The organism is Streptococcus sp. Marseille-Q6504, assembly GCF_965111625.1.
The window spans coordinates 65,644-79,585 of record NZ_CBCOON010000003.1; the positions used below are offsets into that span (position 1 = coordinate 65,644).

Sequence of the window (13,942 nt, forward strand, 5' to 3'; positions counted from 1 at the left end):
ACATAGGAGAAAACAAACATGGATAAGTGGTTAACGCGTTGGCAAGAGTTAAAAGGGAAACACCCTAAAGCCTTGCTTTATACGATAAGTACCTTACTACCGATGACCATCATGCTGGTTGTTTGGTTCTTCATGGGTAGCTATCCCTTCGGGAATAAAAGTCTGATGGCAGTTGACTTTGGTCAGCAGTATATCAGCTTTTTTGGCTTGCTTAAGAATGCGGTGCTTTCTGGTGATTTGAGTAGCCTGACTTACTCTTTTACTAAATCTCTCGGTGGAGACATGATAGGGGTTTTGGGCTATTACTTGATGAGTCCCTTTAATATTTTTTATATTCTTATTCCCTTCAAACACTATGGTCTAGCAGTTTTCCTGACTATTTGGCTTAGATATGGAGCAATCGGATTTTCTTTCTCTCATTTCCTGATTAAGCGCTATAAGGGAGCAGAATCTCGTGTGTGGTTGGTGCCCTTGTTTGCAACAGCCTATGCTCTTTCAGGGATGCTCGTTTCCTATCAGATGAACGTCATTTTCTATGATGCCATGATTATGCTGCCGCTCGTTATCGTTTATCTGGAAGAACTCTTGGATGGAGGGAGACCCTATCGTTATGCCTTTATTCTAGGGTTAACAGTCTTTCTGCAGTTCTATATGGGCTATATGATTTCGATTTTTATCGTCCTATACTCTTGCTATTATGTTTCACCACGCCTCTCTATTCAGGGATCTCTGAAACAGAAGCTGAAACACTTCTTGAGTCCTTTGGTAAAAGCATTTGCCTTCTCTGTCATTGGGGTTGCTACGGCATCGGTGTTGATTGTGCCAGTTTTCTATAATCTCCTTGAGAGTAAGGGGCAGGTTGGAGATGCCATGAAGTTCTCCTTCGCCTTTCAGATCAACCCCGTGGATATCCTGTCGAAGTTAGCTATCGGTGGTTTTGATACTGCCTCAGGCTGGTCGGCCGGACCTAACCTTCCAAATATCTACATTGGTGCTTTAGGATTTCTAGGTTTTATCCTCTACTTTACATCGAAGCAGGTAGCCAAGGAAAAACGTTGGGCTGCAGGTGCGGTCACCCTTGTCTTCTTGATTTCCTTTGTCAATGAATTTGTAAGTAAAATCTGGCATATGGGACAAAATCCAGCTGGATTCTTCTTCCGTTTCTCATGGTTATTCTCGTTCTTTATGCTCGTTTTAGCCTATCAAGTAGTTAAGGGACAAGTAGAAATTTCTCGCAGAGGGAAGTTACTTTCAGTGGTGTTGCTCGTTTTATCAGCAACTTATCTCTATACAAAGAAATTCACCTACCTTCCAAAAACCCAGCCAGAAGCTTTGACTCAATTCCTATCAAAGAATCTTCTTGTGTTTTGGGTATTACTAATAGCTATCACTGCAGCCTGCTCTTATCTCTATTGGAGTCGTTCTCGTAAAGCTCCTCAAGTGAAAAAAATGGTGCTATTGATAGCTGGTGCTGTCTTCCTTCTTTTAGGAATTCTTCTCCAAACAGGATATTTCTTATCTCAGGTTGTATTAACCTTGTTGGTCTATTTGGCAGTTATCTTCTTATTGCGAACAAGAATGACCAGACTAGCCATTCTTGCCGTGTCTGCCCTAACAATCTTTGAGTTAGGCTATAATGCCTATCTATCTCAAGTGACCTTTGGGTATGCAGATGTAGACAAGTTTGTGGATGCGACGGTATCTGTAAAACAAGTGACAGATGATGTTCAAAAACAGGCAGATCAACCATTCTATCGAATTGCAACAACCTTTGCCTATTCAAAAACAGTGCCATCGCTTGTTTCCTACCCAGGTTTAAGTACCTTCAGTTCAAGCTTAGAGCGTACGACCATGGATCAATTTGCCTTTATGGGTGACCAAGGGATTAATGCAGCGACAGAGTATGAAAATGGGACTCCTCTGACAGATGCCTTATACGGTGTTCGCTACTATATGGATGTCAAAGACCTGGATCCTACTGAGAAAGAAGCTCATCCTGAGAGAATGTATTTCACACGTTTTGCAAGTCGTTTTGATATGCAGCGTTATTTCACGCAGAAGGTCTACGAAGATGAACGTTATATCGTGTACGAAAATCCAAATTCTTTCCCATTAGCCTATGGAACAAATGATTTAGTAAGAAACATCAACTTTGGTAGAAACAACGCTATCCAAAATCAAAATATCATCCTTAACTCTATGGAAGGCGTGAAAAAAGGCGAAGAGAATTATCTCGACTACTTCAAACCCCTAGCCTACGGAGATGTTGAAACAGAAAATCTTACTGAGGAAAATGTCGACAAAGAAAAAGGAACGGCTGTCTACAAGCGGGTGGACTCTTCTAAGGATGCAGTCGTTCGCTACCGAATTACTCCTCGAACAAACTTGACCTATTACTTCTTCGTACCAGCAAGTCTAAATTCAGAGAAAGATTACTCTGTCCTTCTGAACGGCAAGTGGTTCACTCATTCTAAGAGAAATACGCAACGTCAACTATGGCAAATCGCTGACAATGCAGAGAATCAAGAGTCTGTACTGGAGTTTCGCTTTAAAACAGATAAGGTTGACCTTTCAAATGCAGGAGTTTACCGCGCAGAAATCAGTCAAATTCAAAGTGCTTTAGAAAAGCGGAAGGAACAAGGTCTACAAGTTGAGAAATTCTCGAATACTCATATCGTCGGTTCAGTGAATATTACTGACGACAGTAAATATATGATGACCTCTATCCCTTATAGTGAGGGTTGGAAGGTGAAAGTAGATGGCAAGGATGTCCCTGTGACAAAAGCATGGAACAGCTTTATTTCATTCCCGATTACTTCCGGACAACACAAAGTAGAATTTGTCTTCTCTCAAAAAGGAAGGGTTACAGGTGCTGTATTGACTCTCATCAGTCTAACAACGCTTTATATCGTCAGAAGAGATTACAAGAAGGATGATAAAAAGCAGCTGAAAGAAAGTCAAGACACTCCATCAGCTGAGTAAGCAATCTTTTATTAACTAAAAAAAATACGGTCAGGATACCATTCCTGACCTTTTTATTTTACAAAATGACAAAAATCTTAAACTTTTTGACAAATATGCTTGTCAAAAATAAAAAGATGTGTTACAATGAAATCAAGATAAGAACAAAGGAGAAAAAAGACATGCTAAAAAATCGTCTAAAAGAGCTTCGGGCTCGTGATGGCCTGAATCAAACAGAGCTGGCCAAACTAGCTGGCGTGTCCAGGCAAACCATCAGCTTGCTTGAGCGGGATGAGTACACGCCATCCATCGTCATTGCCCTGAAGATTGCTCAGATATTCCATGAGCCAGTCGAGTCAGTCTTCCGCTTAGAGGAGGATGAGTGATGAACAAGTATAAAGTGATTTATTATCTATCTATAGTCGTGTTTATCGTAAATCTTATGGCTATGATTGGAAGCCTATTTGGTTGGTTTACAATTGTTGAAAGTAAATACCTCTTCTGGATTAACATAGTGCTACTATTAGTCTTTAGATGGGTAGAGAGAAAGATTAAGTTTAAAGAGATCCTAAAAGGAGAAAAGTTATGAAAGAGTTTTTAGCAGGTTTTCAAGTCGATACAGAGAACAAAGCACTTGCCGGTGTTTGTGCAGGTTTAGGAAATTATTTTAACATTCAAGCCAATATCGTTCGTTTGGTGACAGTCTTTTTGTTTCTCTCTTCTACAGAGATTGGTATTTTAACAGTTACAGCCTATGCTTATCTAGCAGGTTGGCTTGGCAATGAACCCTTGGGAGATGGAGCAAAAAAAGCTAGAAACCAAGCTATTCTCTTACTTGCTGTTTGTTTGCTTTTGGTAACGCTTGGAGCAGATGGCCTGACAGCTATTTTTGAATCAGGAAAAGCTTTTGGTCAATGGTTGTCTGGCTTGTTTTAGAAAGAGGTTGAAAGATGGAAAAGAAACAAATCATTTTTGCACTGAAGATTTTTATTGCAGGAGTTTTATTAGGAATATTTGCTGGATTCCTTGGTGTTAATCCTTTAGGTATCAGTCAAGAGCAAGTAGTCGTTGCCTTGTACTCAATCTTTCTTGGTCTAGGGCTGATTACGGTAATTCTAACCTTTTATTTCATTAGAAAAAGCCATCAGGCTTATCAGAGTTATCAAAGAGAAGAAGAAGACGAAGAAAACGAACAAGACTACCTTGCTATGTATCGTTTCTTAGATTATGGTACAGTAGCTTGGAATGTTTGCCAAATTAGTATGCTATCCTGCTTACTTATAGATTTGGGAGCTTTAGGCCCATCAGCAGCGTCCTTGCTTTTGATAGTTTTAGGTATCTGGGCAGGTGCTTACTGTCTAAAAATCACCAGCAAGATTCGTAACTACAAACTTTCTATTATGGCGACGCCTAAGGAAGTTTTGGACTACCTTGATACTTATGATGAGGGAGAAAAACAGGCTGAAATGGAAGAAGCTTACTTGATCTTGTTCAAGGTCAATCAGCTCCTCATTCCTGGTATCTACGTTGTCTTAGTAGTTCTATCTGTAGTATTAGGACAAGTACAGTTGGTTGCTCTACTTGTGGCAGTTGTCATCCATTTGTATACCAATGTTGCACAATTGCGCAAAACAAAACGTTATTTTAAATAGGAGAATCTTATGAAAACACTTAAAAATATCGGCTGGTATAGCCTTGCCTTCTTATCATTTCTTATGGTTTATAGTTTTATTCAGGGCGTAGGTTTAGCTGCCTTGATATTGGGAGCACCTAGCTACGTTGCTGTCCCTGTTTATGTCTTATTAGCAGGAATCTTCACCTTCGTTACCTACAAGTGGTATAAGACAGGAACTGTTACGATTGAAAAAACGGCCCTTAACAAATACATTTGGCTACCTGCCTTGGTATGGATCCTTGTCATTGTTGCAGAAAACTTTTTACCACATGATCCATCAGTCAATCAAAAGATGGTAGAAGAATTGACTCATAATCAACCTCTTTTCTCTTTCTTTATGGTGGTTGTCTTTGCACCTCTGACAGAAGAGTTAACATTTAGAGGTATGTTAGCTCGCTTTGTCTTCCCTCAGCAAGATAACATCAAGCAAACAGCTATCTTTCTTCTTGTAAGTAGTCTCATTTTTGCTCTTGTTCATTTTCCTGGAACTCCACTACAGTTCCTAGTTTATGCTTCACTTGGATTTAGCATGGGCTTGGCTTATATCAGTAAAGGTGGTTTGGCTTATAGTATAGCCCTACATGCTTTGAATAATTTAATCGCATTTTTAATGATAGTCATGCTATAATAGACTCAGGAGGAAATCATGAAACGAGTACTATTATTAGCAGTTATTCAGGCTGTATTTCTCTTCTTTGTCATCGGCCTACTTGTCTATTTCATTAAGGGGGATTTCTTTTATAACAATCTAGCGATTATCTTTGCTCCTATCGCAGGAGTGATACGATTTGCGACAGCTTATGTGACAGAAATTGTCCTTCCTAAGAAAACAGAAGGGATTGCTGAAAAGCGTAAAAAATAAAGAAAACCTAAATCCAGCGAATGACTTTGCTGGATTTTTTCATTTATAAGAGGATTCTCTCAACTTTTCTGCTGATTTTCATGAAGAGCCTGCGCTTTTATGGTAAAATAGTAACAGAATACAAGAGGAGAGAAAACATGAAACGTAGTATGTATGCTGGTCGTGTTCGTGAGGAGCACATCGGACAAGAAATTACCTTGAAAGGATGGGTTGCCCGTCGTCGTGACTTGGGTGGATTGATCTTTATCGACCTTCGTGACCGTGAAGGGATCATGCAGTTAGTTATCAACCCTGAAAAAGTTTCTGCAGATGTGATGGCAACAGCTGAAAGCCTTCGTAGTGAATTTGTCATCGAGGTTACTGGTCAGGTTGCAGCACGTGAGCAGGCAAATGATAAACTGGCGACTGGAGCGGTTGAACTGAATGTAACGGCTCTTACTGTGCTTAATACAGCCAAAACAACACCATTTGAAATCAAGGATGGCATTGAGGCAAACGACGATACACGCCTACGTTACCGTTACCTTGACCTTCGTCGTCCAGAGATGTTGGAGAACCTTAAGCTTCGTGCCAAGGTGACACATTCGATCCGCAACTACTTGGACGAGTTGGAATTTATCGATGTGGAAACGCCATTCCTTTCTAAGTCAACACCAGAAGGGGCGCGTGACTACTTGGTGCCATCTCGTGTCAATAAAGGGCATTTTTACGCACTTCCTCAAAGTCCGCAGATTACAAAACAGTTGTTGATGAATGCTGGATTTGACCGTTACTACCAAATCGTCAAATGTTTTCGTGACGAAGACTTGCGCGGTGACCGCCAGCCTGAATTTACTCAGGTTGACTTGGAAACTTCATTCCTTACTGAGCAAGAAATCCAAGATATCACAGAAGGCTTGATTGCGCGCGTGATGAAGGAAACAAAAGGGATTGAAGTAACGCTGCCATTCCCTCGTATGAAGTATGATGATGCCATGGCTCTTTATGGTTCTGACAAGCCTGATACTCGTTTTGAGATGTTGCTTCAGGACTTGACAGATCTTGTCAAGGGTGTCGATTTCAAAGTCTTCTCAGAAGCACCTGCTGTTAAAGCCATTGTGGTCAAAGGTGCAGCAGACAACTACTCACGTAAAGACATCGACAAAATGACAGAAGTAGCCAAACAGTATGGTGCTAAAGGTCTTGCTTGGGTTAAGGTTGTTGATGGAGAATTGAACGGACCTGTTGCTAAATTCTTGACTAGCATTCAAGGCGATTTAATAAGTGCGCTTGGTCTTGGAGATAAAGACTTGGTTCTCTTTGTGGCTGACACGCTTGAAGTAGCCAATGCAACACTTGGGGCACTTCGTGGACGTATTGCCAAAGAGCTTGGCTTGATTGATAACGACAAATTTAACTTCCTCTGGGTAGTTGACTGGCCAATGTTTGAATGGTCTGAAGAAGAAGGTCGTTATATGAGCGCCCACCATCCATTTACGCTTCCTCAAGCAGAAACTGCTCATGAGCTTGAAGGTGATTTGGCCAATGTCCGTGCCATTGCCTACGATATCGTCTTGAACGGTTATGAGCTTGGCGGTGGTAGCCTTCGTATCAACCAAAAAGAACTCCAAGAACGCATGTTCAAGGCCCTAGGATTCTCAGTTGAAGAAGCTAATGACCAGTTTGGATTCCTTTTGGAAGCCATGGACTATGGATTCCCACCACACGGTGGCTTGGCTATCGGACTTGATCGCTTTGTAATGCTCTTAGCAGGCGAAGAAAATATCCGTGAAGTGATTGCCTTTCCTAAGAACAACAAAGCAACTGACCCAATGACCCAAGCGCCATCAACAGTAGCTCTTAAACAATTAGAAGAACTCAATCTACAAGTAGAACAAGATGAAACAAACGAAACTAACTAAAAAGTGGCACTATTATTTGCGCCGCTTTGCTCACCGAGTGAAGATTTTTCGTGTTTTGCAAAGTATCTCCCGAGAAAAATACGATGAAAAAATTTCAGCTTCTCTAGTATATGGTTTTCTATCAGCAGTAGCTGTCAATTTTTTCTTCCAACCAGGACATGTTTATTCAAGTGGAGCAACAGGTTTGGCTCAGATTATTTCTGCGCTTAGTAATCACTTGTTTGGCTTTTATTTCCCAATTTCAGTAGCATTTTACGCTATCAATATCCCGCTGATGATTTTAGCCTGGTACCAAATTGGACATAAGTTCACGATTTTCACCTTTATCACGGTATCCATGAGCTCGCTCTTTATCCAGTTTGTGCCAGTGGTGGTACTGACAGAGGACCCAATCATCAATGCCCTTTTTGGGGGTGTCGTTATGGGATTGGGAATCGGTTTTGCTTTACGCCATAACATTTCCAGTGGTGGAACAGATATTGTCAGTCTTACCATTCGTAAGAAGACAGGTCGTAACGTTGGAAGTATCTCCTTCCTAGTGAACGGGACAATCATGCTGATTGCTGGTTTGACCTTTGGTTGGCAATATGCCCTCTATTCTATGATTACCATCTTTGTCTCAAGCCGTGTGACAGATGCAGTTTTCACCAAACAAAAACGCATGCAGGCTATGATTGTTACTAGTAATCCAGATGCTGTGATTGAGAAAATTCACAATAAATTGCACCGTGGAGCGACCATGATTCACGATGCTGAAGGGACTTATAACCACGAACGTAAGGCAGTTTTGATTACGGTTATCACTCGTGCAGAGTTTAATGATTTTAAACTAATCATGAAACAAGTTGATCCAACAGCCTTTGTATCGGTCTCAGAGAATGTTCATATTCTTGGACGATTTGTCGAAGTTGAAAACTAGTTGTTCAGGTAAATAGAATACAAAAAAACCAACTCAAAATAGAGAGTTGGTTTTTATTTTTCAACGATTTTGTGGGCAATCAACTGGCGGTAACAAATTTGTTTGTTGTTTTTAGCATCATCGATGATCTGGAGAATAGTTTCAAAGGAAACACGACCAAGCTCCAAACTATTGATATCGACATAGGCCGCCAAGTTGAGCTTGGGATTGACTGAGTCGAAGCTGAGGACAGGGACATCCAGTTGGTGTTTTGCGATGTAATCACAGACCCCTGCAGCAAGGAGACTATCAATGGTAATAATAGCGTCAATATTTGGATTGTGTTTGAAGAGAAGTCTACTAAAGCGATAACCATTATCTTCAAGAAATTCAGTAGCAAAGTAAGTCAGATTAGTATCAAGAGGCAGATTGTGTTCTTGAAGAGCTTGCTCGTAACCTGTCAGACGGTCCTGGGTAACGAAGAGTTTCTTGGTACCACCAATGAAAGCAATGCGACTACAACCTTTTTTGATGAAATATTCGGTCGCATCAAATCCGGCTTGGATGTTATCATTATCAACAAGCGGTATGAAGGGGGAAAGTGATTTTCCAAGAATGAGGAAGGGGAATTGCTCCTCGACAACCAGTTGTACCAAGGGATCATTTTCTTGAGCATACAAGAAGATAAGCCCATCCACACGTTTTCCGTAGACCATTTGTGAAATGGCGTTTAAACGCTCTTTTTCATCTTTACCAGTCGCAATCTGAATGGCATAGTGATTTTCCGAGGCAACCTGTGCAATCCCTCTAAGAACAGAAGGGAAGAAAGGGTTTTGGTAGAAAACATCTGAATCATCTGGAAGGACTAAGCCGATAACTTGCGTATAACTGCTAACAAGACTTCGAGCATTAAGATTAGGGTGATAATTGAGTTCTTTCATTGCTTTTCGAACTCGTTTTTTTGTTTCGTCACTAATCGTTGATTTGTTTTGAATAACACGGGTTACGGTTGAAGGAGAAACTCCTGCAGCTTTGGCCACGTCTTTTATCGTAACAGGCATAATAATCTCCTACTTTTTGTAGTCTGGATCACGATAATGAGTCTTATAAAAGATAGTGACCAGATATAGAACAAATAAAATGTTTTGAACAGTAATCAAAGTTGCCATATTCTGCCCCAAAAGACCTAGAATCATGGTCAGTAAAGTTGGTAATCCTAAACAGTTCAAAATAAAATGATAGCACTCTTTATAGGTTTTAAATGAGAAGAGACGAGATTTTTTCGTGAAGTAGAGCAAAAGGCTAGCACCTAAAGCTACAATGAAAAAATTAAGTCCAAAGAGGAAACTAGCACCTAAGACCAGAAAGAGGCTGATATAGACGCGGTTCTGTTGATACCAGTCTTTAGAAATAGCCTGAGTCAAGCTTTCCTTGCTTTGGAAACTATCAGTTGTAATAGCGTGATAGCGAATGCTGGTTAGTTCTTTTCCTTGCTTACTGATGACGAGTTGCTCAGGTTCAAAGTTAAGAAGTAATTCTTCAGGGAAACTTGAACTAGCAGTAGCCCCGATTTGTACAGAATCTTGATGAGGAGTCGAACCAGTATAGCTTAGTTTTCCATCTACAATCTGAGCATTGGTGGCTAGATCCTGAACGACTTCGTCCGTCAATGGAGCATAGACATCATCGATGAACGTCTCTAAAGGATAGGTTTCCTGAGAACTGTTCTGGATAGCAATAGGCACCATGGATAAGCTAATCAAGAAAATACTGGTAAAAATCAGTTGAAACCAGTTTAGACCAAAACGTTGAGAGAGGGGCTTACGAAATCCCCAAATACTATTAAAATAAGAAAATGGATATGGTAACATAAATCTCTTTCTATAGGCATTTTTCTATACGAGTATTATATAGAGAAATGTTTTTTATTTCAAGCGGGGATAGTAGAATCCTTGGTAAAAGTGAATGTTTGTTATGATTCGTCCACTAACTAACAAGGTAATCTCAGCAAGCTCTTGTTTCTCACCAGACAATCGATGTACAAGGTCAAAAATGAAAAAGGGTGGCGGGGGTATATTACCCCTTGTCGCCACCGCTTGTAAGTCCTGAAACGAAGTTCTTTTGCAAGAAGAAGAAAAGTGTACAGATTGGAAGAGCGATGAGGATAGCACCTGCTGAGAAGTAGGCAATCTTCAAGTTCTTCGCATTGCTGACGAAGGTTTGTAGACCAACGGCAACTGTATAGTATTCTTTTTCACGAAGCAAGAAACTAGAGAGGATATAGTCTCCGAAAGGTCCCATGAAGGCCCAGAGTGCTTGTACAGCAACCATTGGGCGAACAAGAGGGAGAACGATTTGCCAGAAGCGGCGGAAATGTCCTGCACCATCCAGTTTTGCAGACTCATCAAGAGACATTGGCACGGTGTCAAAGTAACCTTTCATCAACCAAGCATTCATCGGGATACCTCCACCAACGTAGAGGAAGATGAGGAACCAGCTTTGGTTAAGGGCGTTCAACATGAGGGCCATAACGAAGAAGGCAGTCAAAGCGGCCATTGTTGGCACCATTTGGATAATCAAGAAGAAGACCAAACTTTGTTTACGAGCCAAGAAGTTGTAACGGCTATAGGCATAACCAGCAAGTACGATAATACTTGTCTGAACAACCATAGTGATCAAAGCGATAATCAAAGTGTTGAGGTACCATGTGCCATACAAGGTTTCTGTAAAGAGCCCTTTGAAGTTATCAAGACTGAAATTGACATTGCTGTCGAGCTTGAAGGCCACAACGTTACCGGCCTTAAAGGCTGACATAATCGTGATTAAAAGAGGATAGATAATAACGATTGAAAGTCCAATTAAGTAAAGATAAGTAAGGGTTTGAGACAGTCTACGTTTGATTTTGACTGAGTTATTCATCTTAGACGTCCTCCATATCAAATGCGTGTAGTTTCTTGAATGCAATCATAGAAATAGAGATGACAATGATTGAAATAATCAAGGTAACTGCAGCTGCCATAGAGTATTGAGGAGCTGTACCAGTTGTCAAACGGTAGATCCATGAGATCAAGATATCGGTTGAACCAGCTCCACCACCGACACTACCAGGACCACCACCATTGAAGAGGTAAATAATAGAGAAGTTGTTGAAGTTGAAGGTGTATTGGCTGATCAAAGTAGGTGCCGCAACAGCCAAAATCATTGGGAAAGTGATGTTGCGGAATTTTTGCCAAGCGTTTGCACCGTCGATATAAGCTGCTTCATACAAGTCATTTGGAATAGACTGTAGGATACCGAGAGTCAAGACGTAGATATAAGGGAAACCAAGCCATCCTTGCATCATAATCAAGGCAATTTTAGTCCAAGTTGGATTTGTCTTCCAAGGGATAAGAACGCCATCTAAGAAAGGAAGAACCTTAGCAAAAAGTGGCAAAACTTGAGTATTGATAGCACCAACACTATCGTTGAACATGTTTGAGAATGTCAAGATAGTGATAAAGGCTGGAACCGCCCAAGGTAGAAGGAAGATAACACCAAAGATACGTTTACCCTTGATGAATGGTTGGTTAGCGATAATAGCTGTAAAGATCCCGAGTACGATTTGCAAAGTAGATGCAGATAAAGCCCAGATAATAGTCCAAGAAAGGACAGAACCGAAGGCTGAACGGAAGGTACTCAAGCTCCAGATATTTGTAAAGTTAGTCAATCCAACCCAATCCAATAATTTATTTGGTGGTAAGTGTTGGAAATCGTAGTTAGTAAAGGCAATCATCAAGGTTACAATAACCGGGAAGATGATGGCAAATGTCATGGCAACGTAAGATGGAATGATAAGCAAGTAAGGGAATCCATTTTCATAGATACCTTTAATCATATCCTTAAGTGTCGATGGGACAGGGATGCCATTATTGATACGTTTTGCAATAGTGTGAGCGTCTTTAATATTGAGAATATAAAAGGCTAGATAAACAATTACAAAAATAGAGTGGAATGCACCACGAATCAACATGAAGAGAGAGTTGTCACGGCCAGGTTTTTCACCAAGCGTGATTAAGTTGCTCAATTCAGGTGCTGCAAGTACTATAAAATAGAGGACAAAAGCCACTGTTACAGCAAGGAAGATAAAACCTTTAGCTTTTTGTTTGTTGTAGATTTGTCCCAACCCAGGAATCAATGAAAGCAAGGCTGCTTTTTTTGGTTGTTGTTCCATGAGTGCTCCTTTCATAAGATACGAGCATTGAGCTCGATGCTAATCAGTAATACTACTGAAAACATTGTCAATATATCTAAAAATCAAGGGAGATGTTTAAATTATCTCCCTTGAATCAATCAATTAGTTACCAAATTTTTGTTGGATTGTTTCTTTGATCAATGTAACAGCATCGTTAGCAGCTGTCTTAGCATCTTTCTTACCACTTACAGCGTCAAAGAGCATGTTCGCAGCTGGTTCCCAAACAGCTGACATTTGTGAGATGTTTGGCATTGGTTGAGCGTTCTTGAACTGTTTGATAACAGCTGTTGTCAACTCATCATTTTTACCTTCAGCGTATGCACGTGCTTCAGTGTTAGCTGGGATTTCGTTAGTTGCTTCGTAGAATGCTTTTTGTTGTTCAGTTGAAACAAGGAAGTCTACAAATTTTTGTGCGCCTTCAAGGTTCTTAGTGCTTGATGGGATGATCCAAGCTTTACCACCACCGAATGCTGAGTATTCTTTTCCGTTTGGAAGAGTTGGGATAGTAGCAACACCGTAGTTTACTTTAGCATCTTTGAATGCTTGAGCTTTCCAAGGACCATCGATGATAGCAGCTGTTTTACCTTCTTGGAATGAAGTTTGAATCAAGTTTCCAGCAGCTGTTCCATCTTGCATACCTTTAGGCCATTTTTCGTACCATGACTTAGCGTAGTTGATACCTGCGATAGCACCGTCATTTGCAAGACCGATATCTTTAGGATCTTTACCGTTGTCACCGAATACGTAAGCTCCGTTACCAGCAAGAAGTCCGTATGCGTAGTAGAAGTTAGTCCAGTCAGCTAGGAAAGCAGTAGTTTTACCTTCTTCACCAGCGAAAGCGTATTTGCTATCTTTAGCAAGGTTTTCTAAGTCAGCAAATGTTTTTGGAGCTTCTTTGATCAAGTCTTTGTTGTAGTACAGAACAAGTGACTCGATAACAGCTGGAGCACCGTAAACTTTACCACCAACAGTTACAAGAGATTTAGTAGTGTCATCAGTTTTAGCACCGTCGCTCAAAGTTACTTCTGAAAGTTGTCCGTCAGTACCAAGGCTACCTACACGGTCGTATGGAGCCATCATAACGTCAGCGGCTTGACCTGATTGGTTGTCAAGTGAAAGTTTGTCAAGTCCACCAAGTTGGTCACCAGATTTGATGTTAACTTTTGTTCCTGATTCTTTTTCATAAGCAGCAGCAACTTTCTCAGCGTAAGCTTTATATTGGTCTTCAACGTAGAAAGTAATTTCTTTGCTTCCTGATGCAGATGAATCAGCTGCTTTATCAGCGGTTTTGCTTCCGCAAGCTACCAAAAGCAAGCTAGCAAGAGTAGCAGTACCAAGTACAGCAGCGCTCTTCATGAATTTAGTTGACATAGTGTATTCCTCCTAAAGAATAACAAATTTTAATTTCGAGGAA

14 protein-coding genes are annotated in these 13,942 nt (G+C 40.6%); 9 read left to right on the forward strand and 5 right to left on the reverse strand.

Annotated elements, in window-relative coordinates; translation table 11 throughout:
• Positions 1 to 18 precede the first annotated feature (18 nt).
• The 9 genes from pgfM1 to ACWPUA_RS04350 all read left to right on the forward strand — a co-directional run bounded on the left by pgfM1 (position 19) and on the right by ACWPUA_RS04350 (position 8,318).
• On the forward strand, positions 19 to 2,982 hold the full coding sequence (gene pgfM1 / locus ACWPUA_RS04310; RefSeq protein WP_454379388.1) for a glycosyltransferase PgfM1: 2,964 nt from the start codon (positions 19 to 21) through the stop codon (positions 2,980 to 2,982).
• 161 nt (positions 2,983 to 3,143) lie between these two features.
• Positions 3,144 to 3,347 carry a helix-turn-helix transcriptional regulator gene (locus ACWPUA_RS04315; RefSeq protein WP_000916944.1) on the forward strand — a complete coding sequence of 68 codons (204 nt, stop codon included), beginning with the start codon at positions 3,144 to 3,146 and terminating at the stop codon, positions 3,345 to 3,347.
• Positions 3,347 to 3,550 carry a hypothetical protein gene (locus ACWPUA_RS04320; protein ID WP_024054457.1) on the forward strand — a complete coding sequence of 68 codons (204 nt, stop codon included), beginning with the start codon at positions 3,347 to 3,349 and terminating at the stop codon, positions 3,548 to 3,550. The genes ACWPUA_RS04315 and ACWPUA_RS04320 overlap by 1 nt, the downstream gene beginning before the upstream one ends.
• Positions 3,547 to 3,897: a PspC domain-containing protein gene (locus ACWPUA_RS04325; RefSeq protein WP_024054458.1), complete on the forward strand. Its 351-nt coding sequence runs from the start codon at positions 3,547 to 3,549 to the stop codon at positions 3,895 to 3,897. Before ACWPUA_RS04320 ends, ACWPUA_RS04325 begins: the two co-directional genes overlap by 4 nt.
• A 14-nt stretch (positions 3,898 to 3,911) precedes the next feature.
• Positions 3,912 to 4,613 (forward strand): DUF3169 family protein, encoded by a 702-nt coding sequence (locus ACWPUA_RS04330; RefSeq protein WP_454379391.1) that lies wholly within the window; start codon positions 3,912 to 3,914, stop codon positions 4,611 to 4,613.
• Between the two features lie 9 nt (positions 4,614 to 4,622).
• The gene (locus ACWPUA_RS04335; RefSeq protein WP_320693690.1) at positions 4,623 to 5,264 is read left to right on the forward strand and encodes a CPBP family intramembrane glutamic endopeptidase; all 642 of its coding nucleotides are present in this window, start codon (positions 4,623 to 4,625) and stop codon (positions 5,262 to 5,264) included.
• Positions 5,265 to 5,282: 18 nt separating this feature from the next.
• A complete protein-coding gene (locus tag ACWPUA_RS04340) occupies positions 5,283 to 5,498 on the forward strand; it encodes a hypothetical protein (RefSeq protein WP_004250454.1) in 216 nt (71 codons plus the stop codon).
• Positions 5,499 to 5,635: 137 nt separating this feature from the next.
• The gene (gene aspS / locus ACWPUA_RS04345) at positions 5,636 to 7,399 is read left to right on the forward strand and encodes an aspartate--tRNA ligase (protein WP_004250455.1); all 1,764 of its coding nucleotides are present in this window, start codon (positions 5,636 to 5,638) and stop codon (positions 7,397 to 7,399) included.
• Positions 7,377 to 8,318 carry a YitT family protein gene (locus ACWPUA_RS04350; RefSeq protein WP_454379394.1) on the forward strand — a complete coding sequence of 314 codons (942 nt, stop codon included), beginning with the start codon at positions 7,377 to 7,379 and terminating at the stop codon, positions 8,316 to 8,318. The genes aspS and ACWPUA_RS04350 overlap by 23 nt, the downstream gene beginning before the upstream one ends.
• Positions 8,319 to 8,371: 53 nt before the next feature.
• Here the strand turns inward: ACWPUA_RS04350 and ACWPUA_RS04355 are convergent, their stop codons facing one another.
• From ACWPUA_RS04355 to ACWPUA_RS04375, 5 genes are all read right to left on the reverse strand, one after another.
• Positions 8,372 to 9,358 (reverse strand): LacI family DNA-binding transcriptional regulator, encoded by a 987-nt coding sequence (locus ACWPUA_RS04355; RefSeq protein ID WP_454379396.1) that lies wholly within the window; start codon positions 9,356 to 9,358, stop codon positions 8,372 to 8,374.
• Positions 9,359 to 9,367: 9 nt separating this feature from the next.
• Entirely contained in the window at positions 9,368 to 10,168 is an 801-nt protein-coding gene (locus tag ACWPUA_RS04360) for a DUF1189 domain-containing protein (protein ID WP_454379398.1), read from the reverse strand.
• A gap of 205 nt (positions 10,169 to 10,373) precedes the next feature.
• On the reverse strand, positions 10,374 to 11,216 hold the full coding sequence (locus ACWPUA_RS04365; protein ID WP_004250462.1) for a sugar ABC transporter permease: 843 nt from the start codon (positions 11,214 to 11,216) through the stop codon (positions 10,374 to 10,376).
• Between the two features lies 1 nt (position 11,217).
• Entirely contained in the window at positions 11,218 to 12,507 is a 1,290-nt protein-coding gene (locus ACWPUA_RS04370; protein WP_454379400.1) for an ABC transporter permease subunit, read from the reverse strand.
• Positions 12,508 to 12,630: 123 nt separating this feature from the next.
• A complete protein-coding gene (locus tag ACWPUA_RS04375) occupies positions 12,631 to 13,899 on the reverse strand; it encodes an extracellular solute-binding protein (protein WP_454379402.1) in 1,269 nt (422 codons plus the stop codon).
• Positions 13,900 to 13,942 lie beyond the last annotated feature (43 nt).

Bases quoted from the DNA above. Each gene is read 5' to 3' on its own strand.
- pgfM1 (WP_454379388.1), top strand. From the start codon at position 19: ATGGATAAGTGGTTAACGCGTTGGCAAGAGTTAAAAGGGAAACACCCT.
- ACWPUA_RS04315 (WP_000916944.1), top strand. From the start codon at position 3,144: ATGCTAAAAAATCGTCTAAAAGAGCTTCGGGCTCGTGATGGCCTGAAT.
- ACWPUA_RS04320 (WP_024054457.1), top strand. From the start codon at position 3,347: ATGAACAAGTATAAAGTGATTTATTATCTATCTATAGTCGTGTTTATC.
- ACWPUA_RS04325 (WP_024054458.1), top strand. From the start codon at position 3,547: ATGAAAGAGTTTTTAGCAGGTTTTCAAGTCGATACAGAGAACAAAGCA.
- ACWPUA_RS04330 (WP_454379391.1), top strand. From the start codon at position 3,912: ATGGAAAAGAAACAAATCATTTTTGCACTGAAGATTTTTATTGCAGGA.
- ACWPUA_RS04335 (WP_320693690.1), top strand. From the start codon at position 4,623: ATGAAAACACTTAAAAATATCGGCTGGTATAGCCTTGCCTTCTTATCA.
- ACWPUA_RS04340 (WP_004250454.1), top strand. From the start codon at position 5,283: ATGAAACGAGTACTATTATTAGCAGTTATTCAGGCTGTATTTCTCTTC.
- aspS (WP_004250455.1), top strand. From the start codon at position 5,636: ATGAAACGTAGTATGTATGCTGGTCGTGTTCGTGAGGAGCACATCGGA.
- ACWPUA_RS04350 (WP_454379394.1), top strand. From the start codon at position 7,377: ATGAAACAAACGAAACTAACTAAAAAGTGGCACTATTATTTGCGCCGC.
- ACWPUA_RS04355 (WP_454379396.1), bottom strand. From the start codon at position 9,358: ATGCCTGTTACGATAAAAGACGTGGCCAAAGCTGCAGGAGTTTCTCCT.
- ACWPUA_RS04360 (WP_454379398.1), bottom strand. From the start codon at position 10,168: ATGTTACCATATCCATTTTCTTATTTTAATAGTATTTGGGGATTTCGT.
- ACWPUA_RS04365 (WP_004250462.1), bottom strand. From the start codon at position 11,216: ATGAATAACTCAGTCAAAATCAAACGTAGACTGTCTCAAACCCTTACT.
- ACWPUA_RS04370 (WP_454379400.1), bottom strand. From the start codon at position 12,507: ATGGAACAACAACCAAAAAAAGCAGCCTTGCTTTCATTGATTCCTGGG.
- ACWPUA_RS04375 (WP_454379402.1), bottom strand. From the start codon at position 13,899: ATGTCAACTAAATTCATGAAGAGCGCTGCTGTACTTGGTACTGCTACT.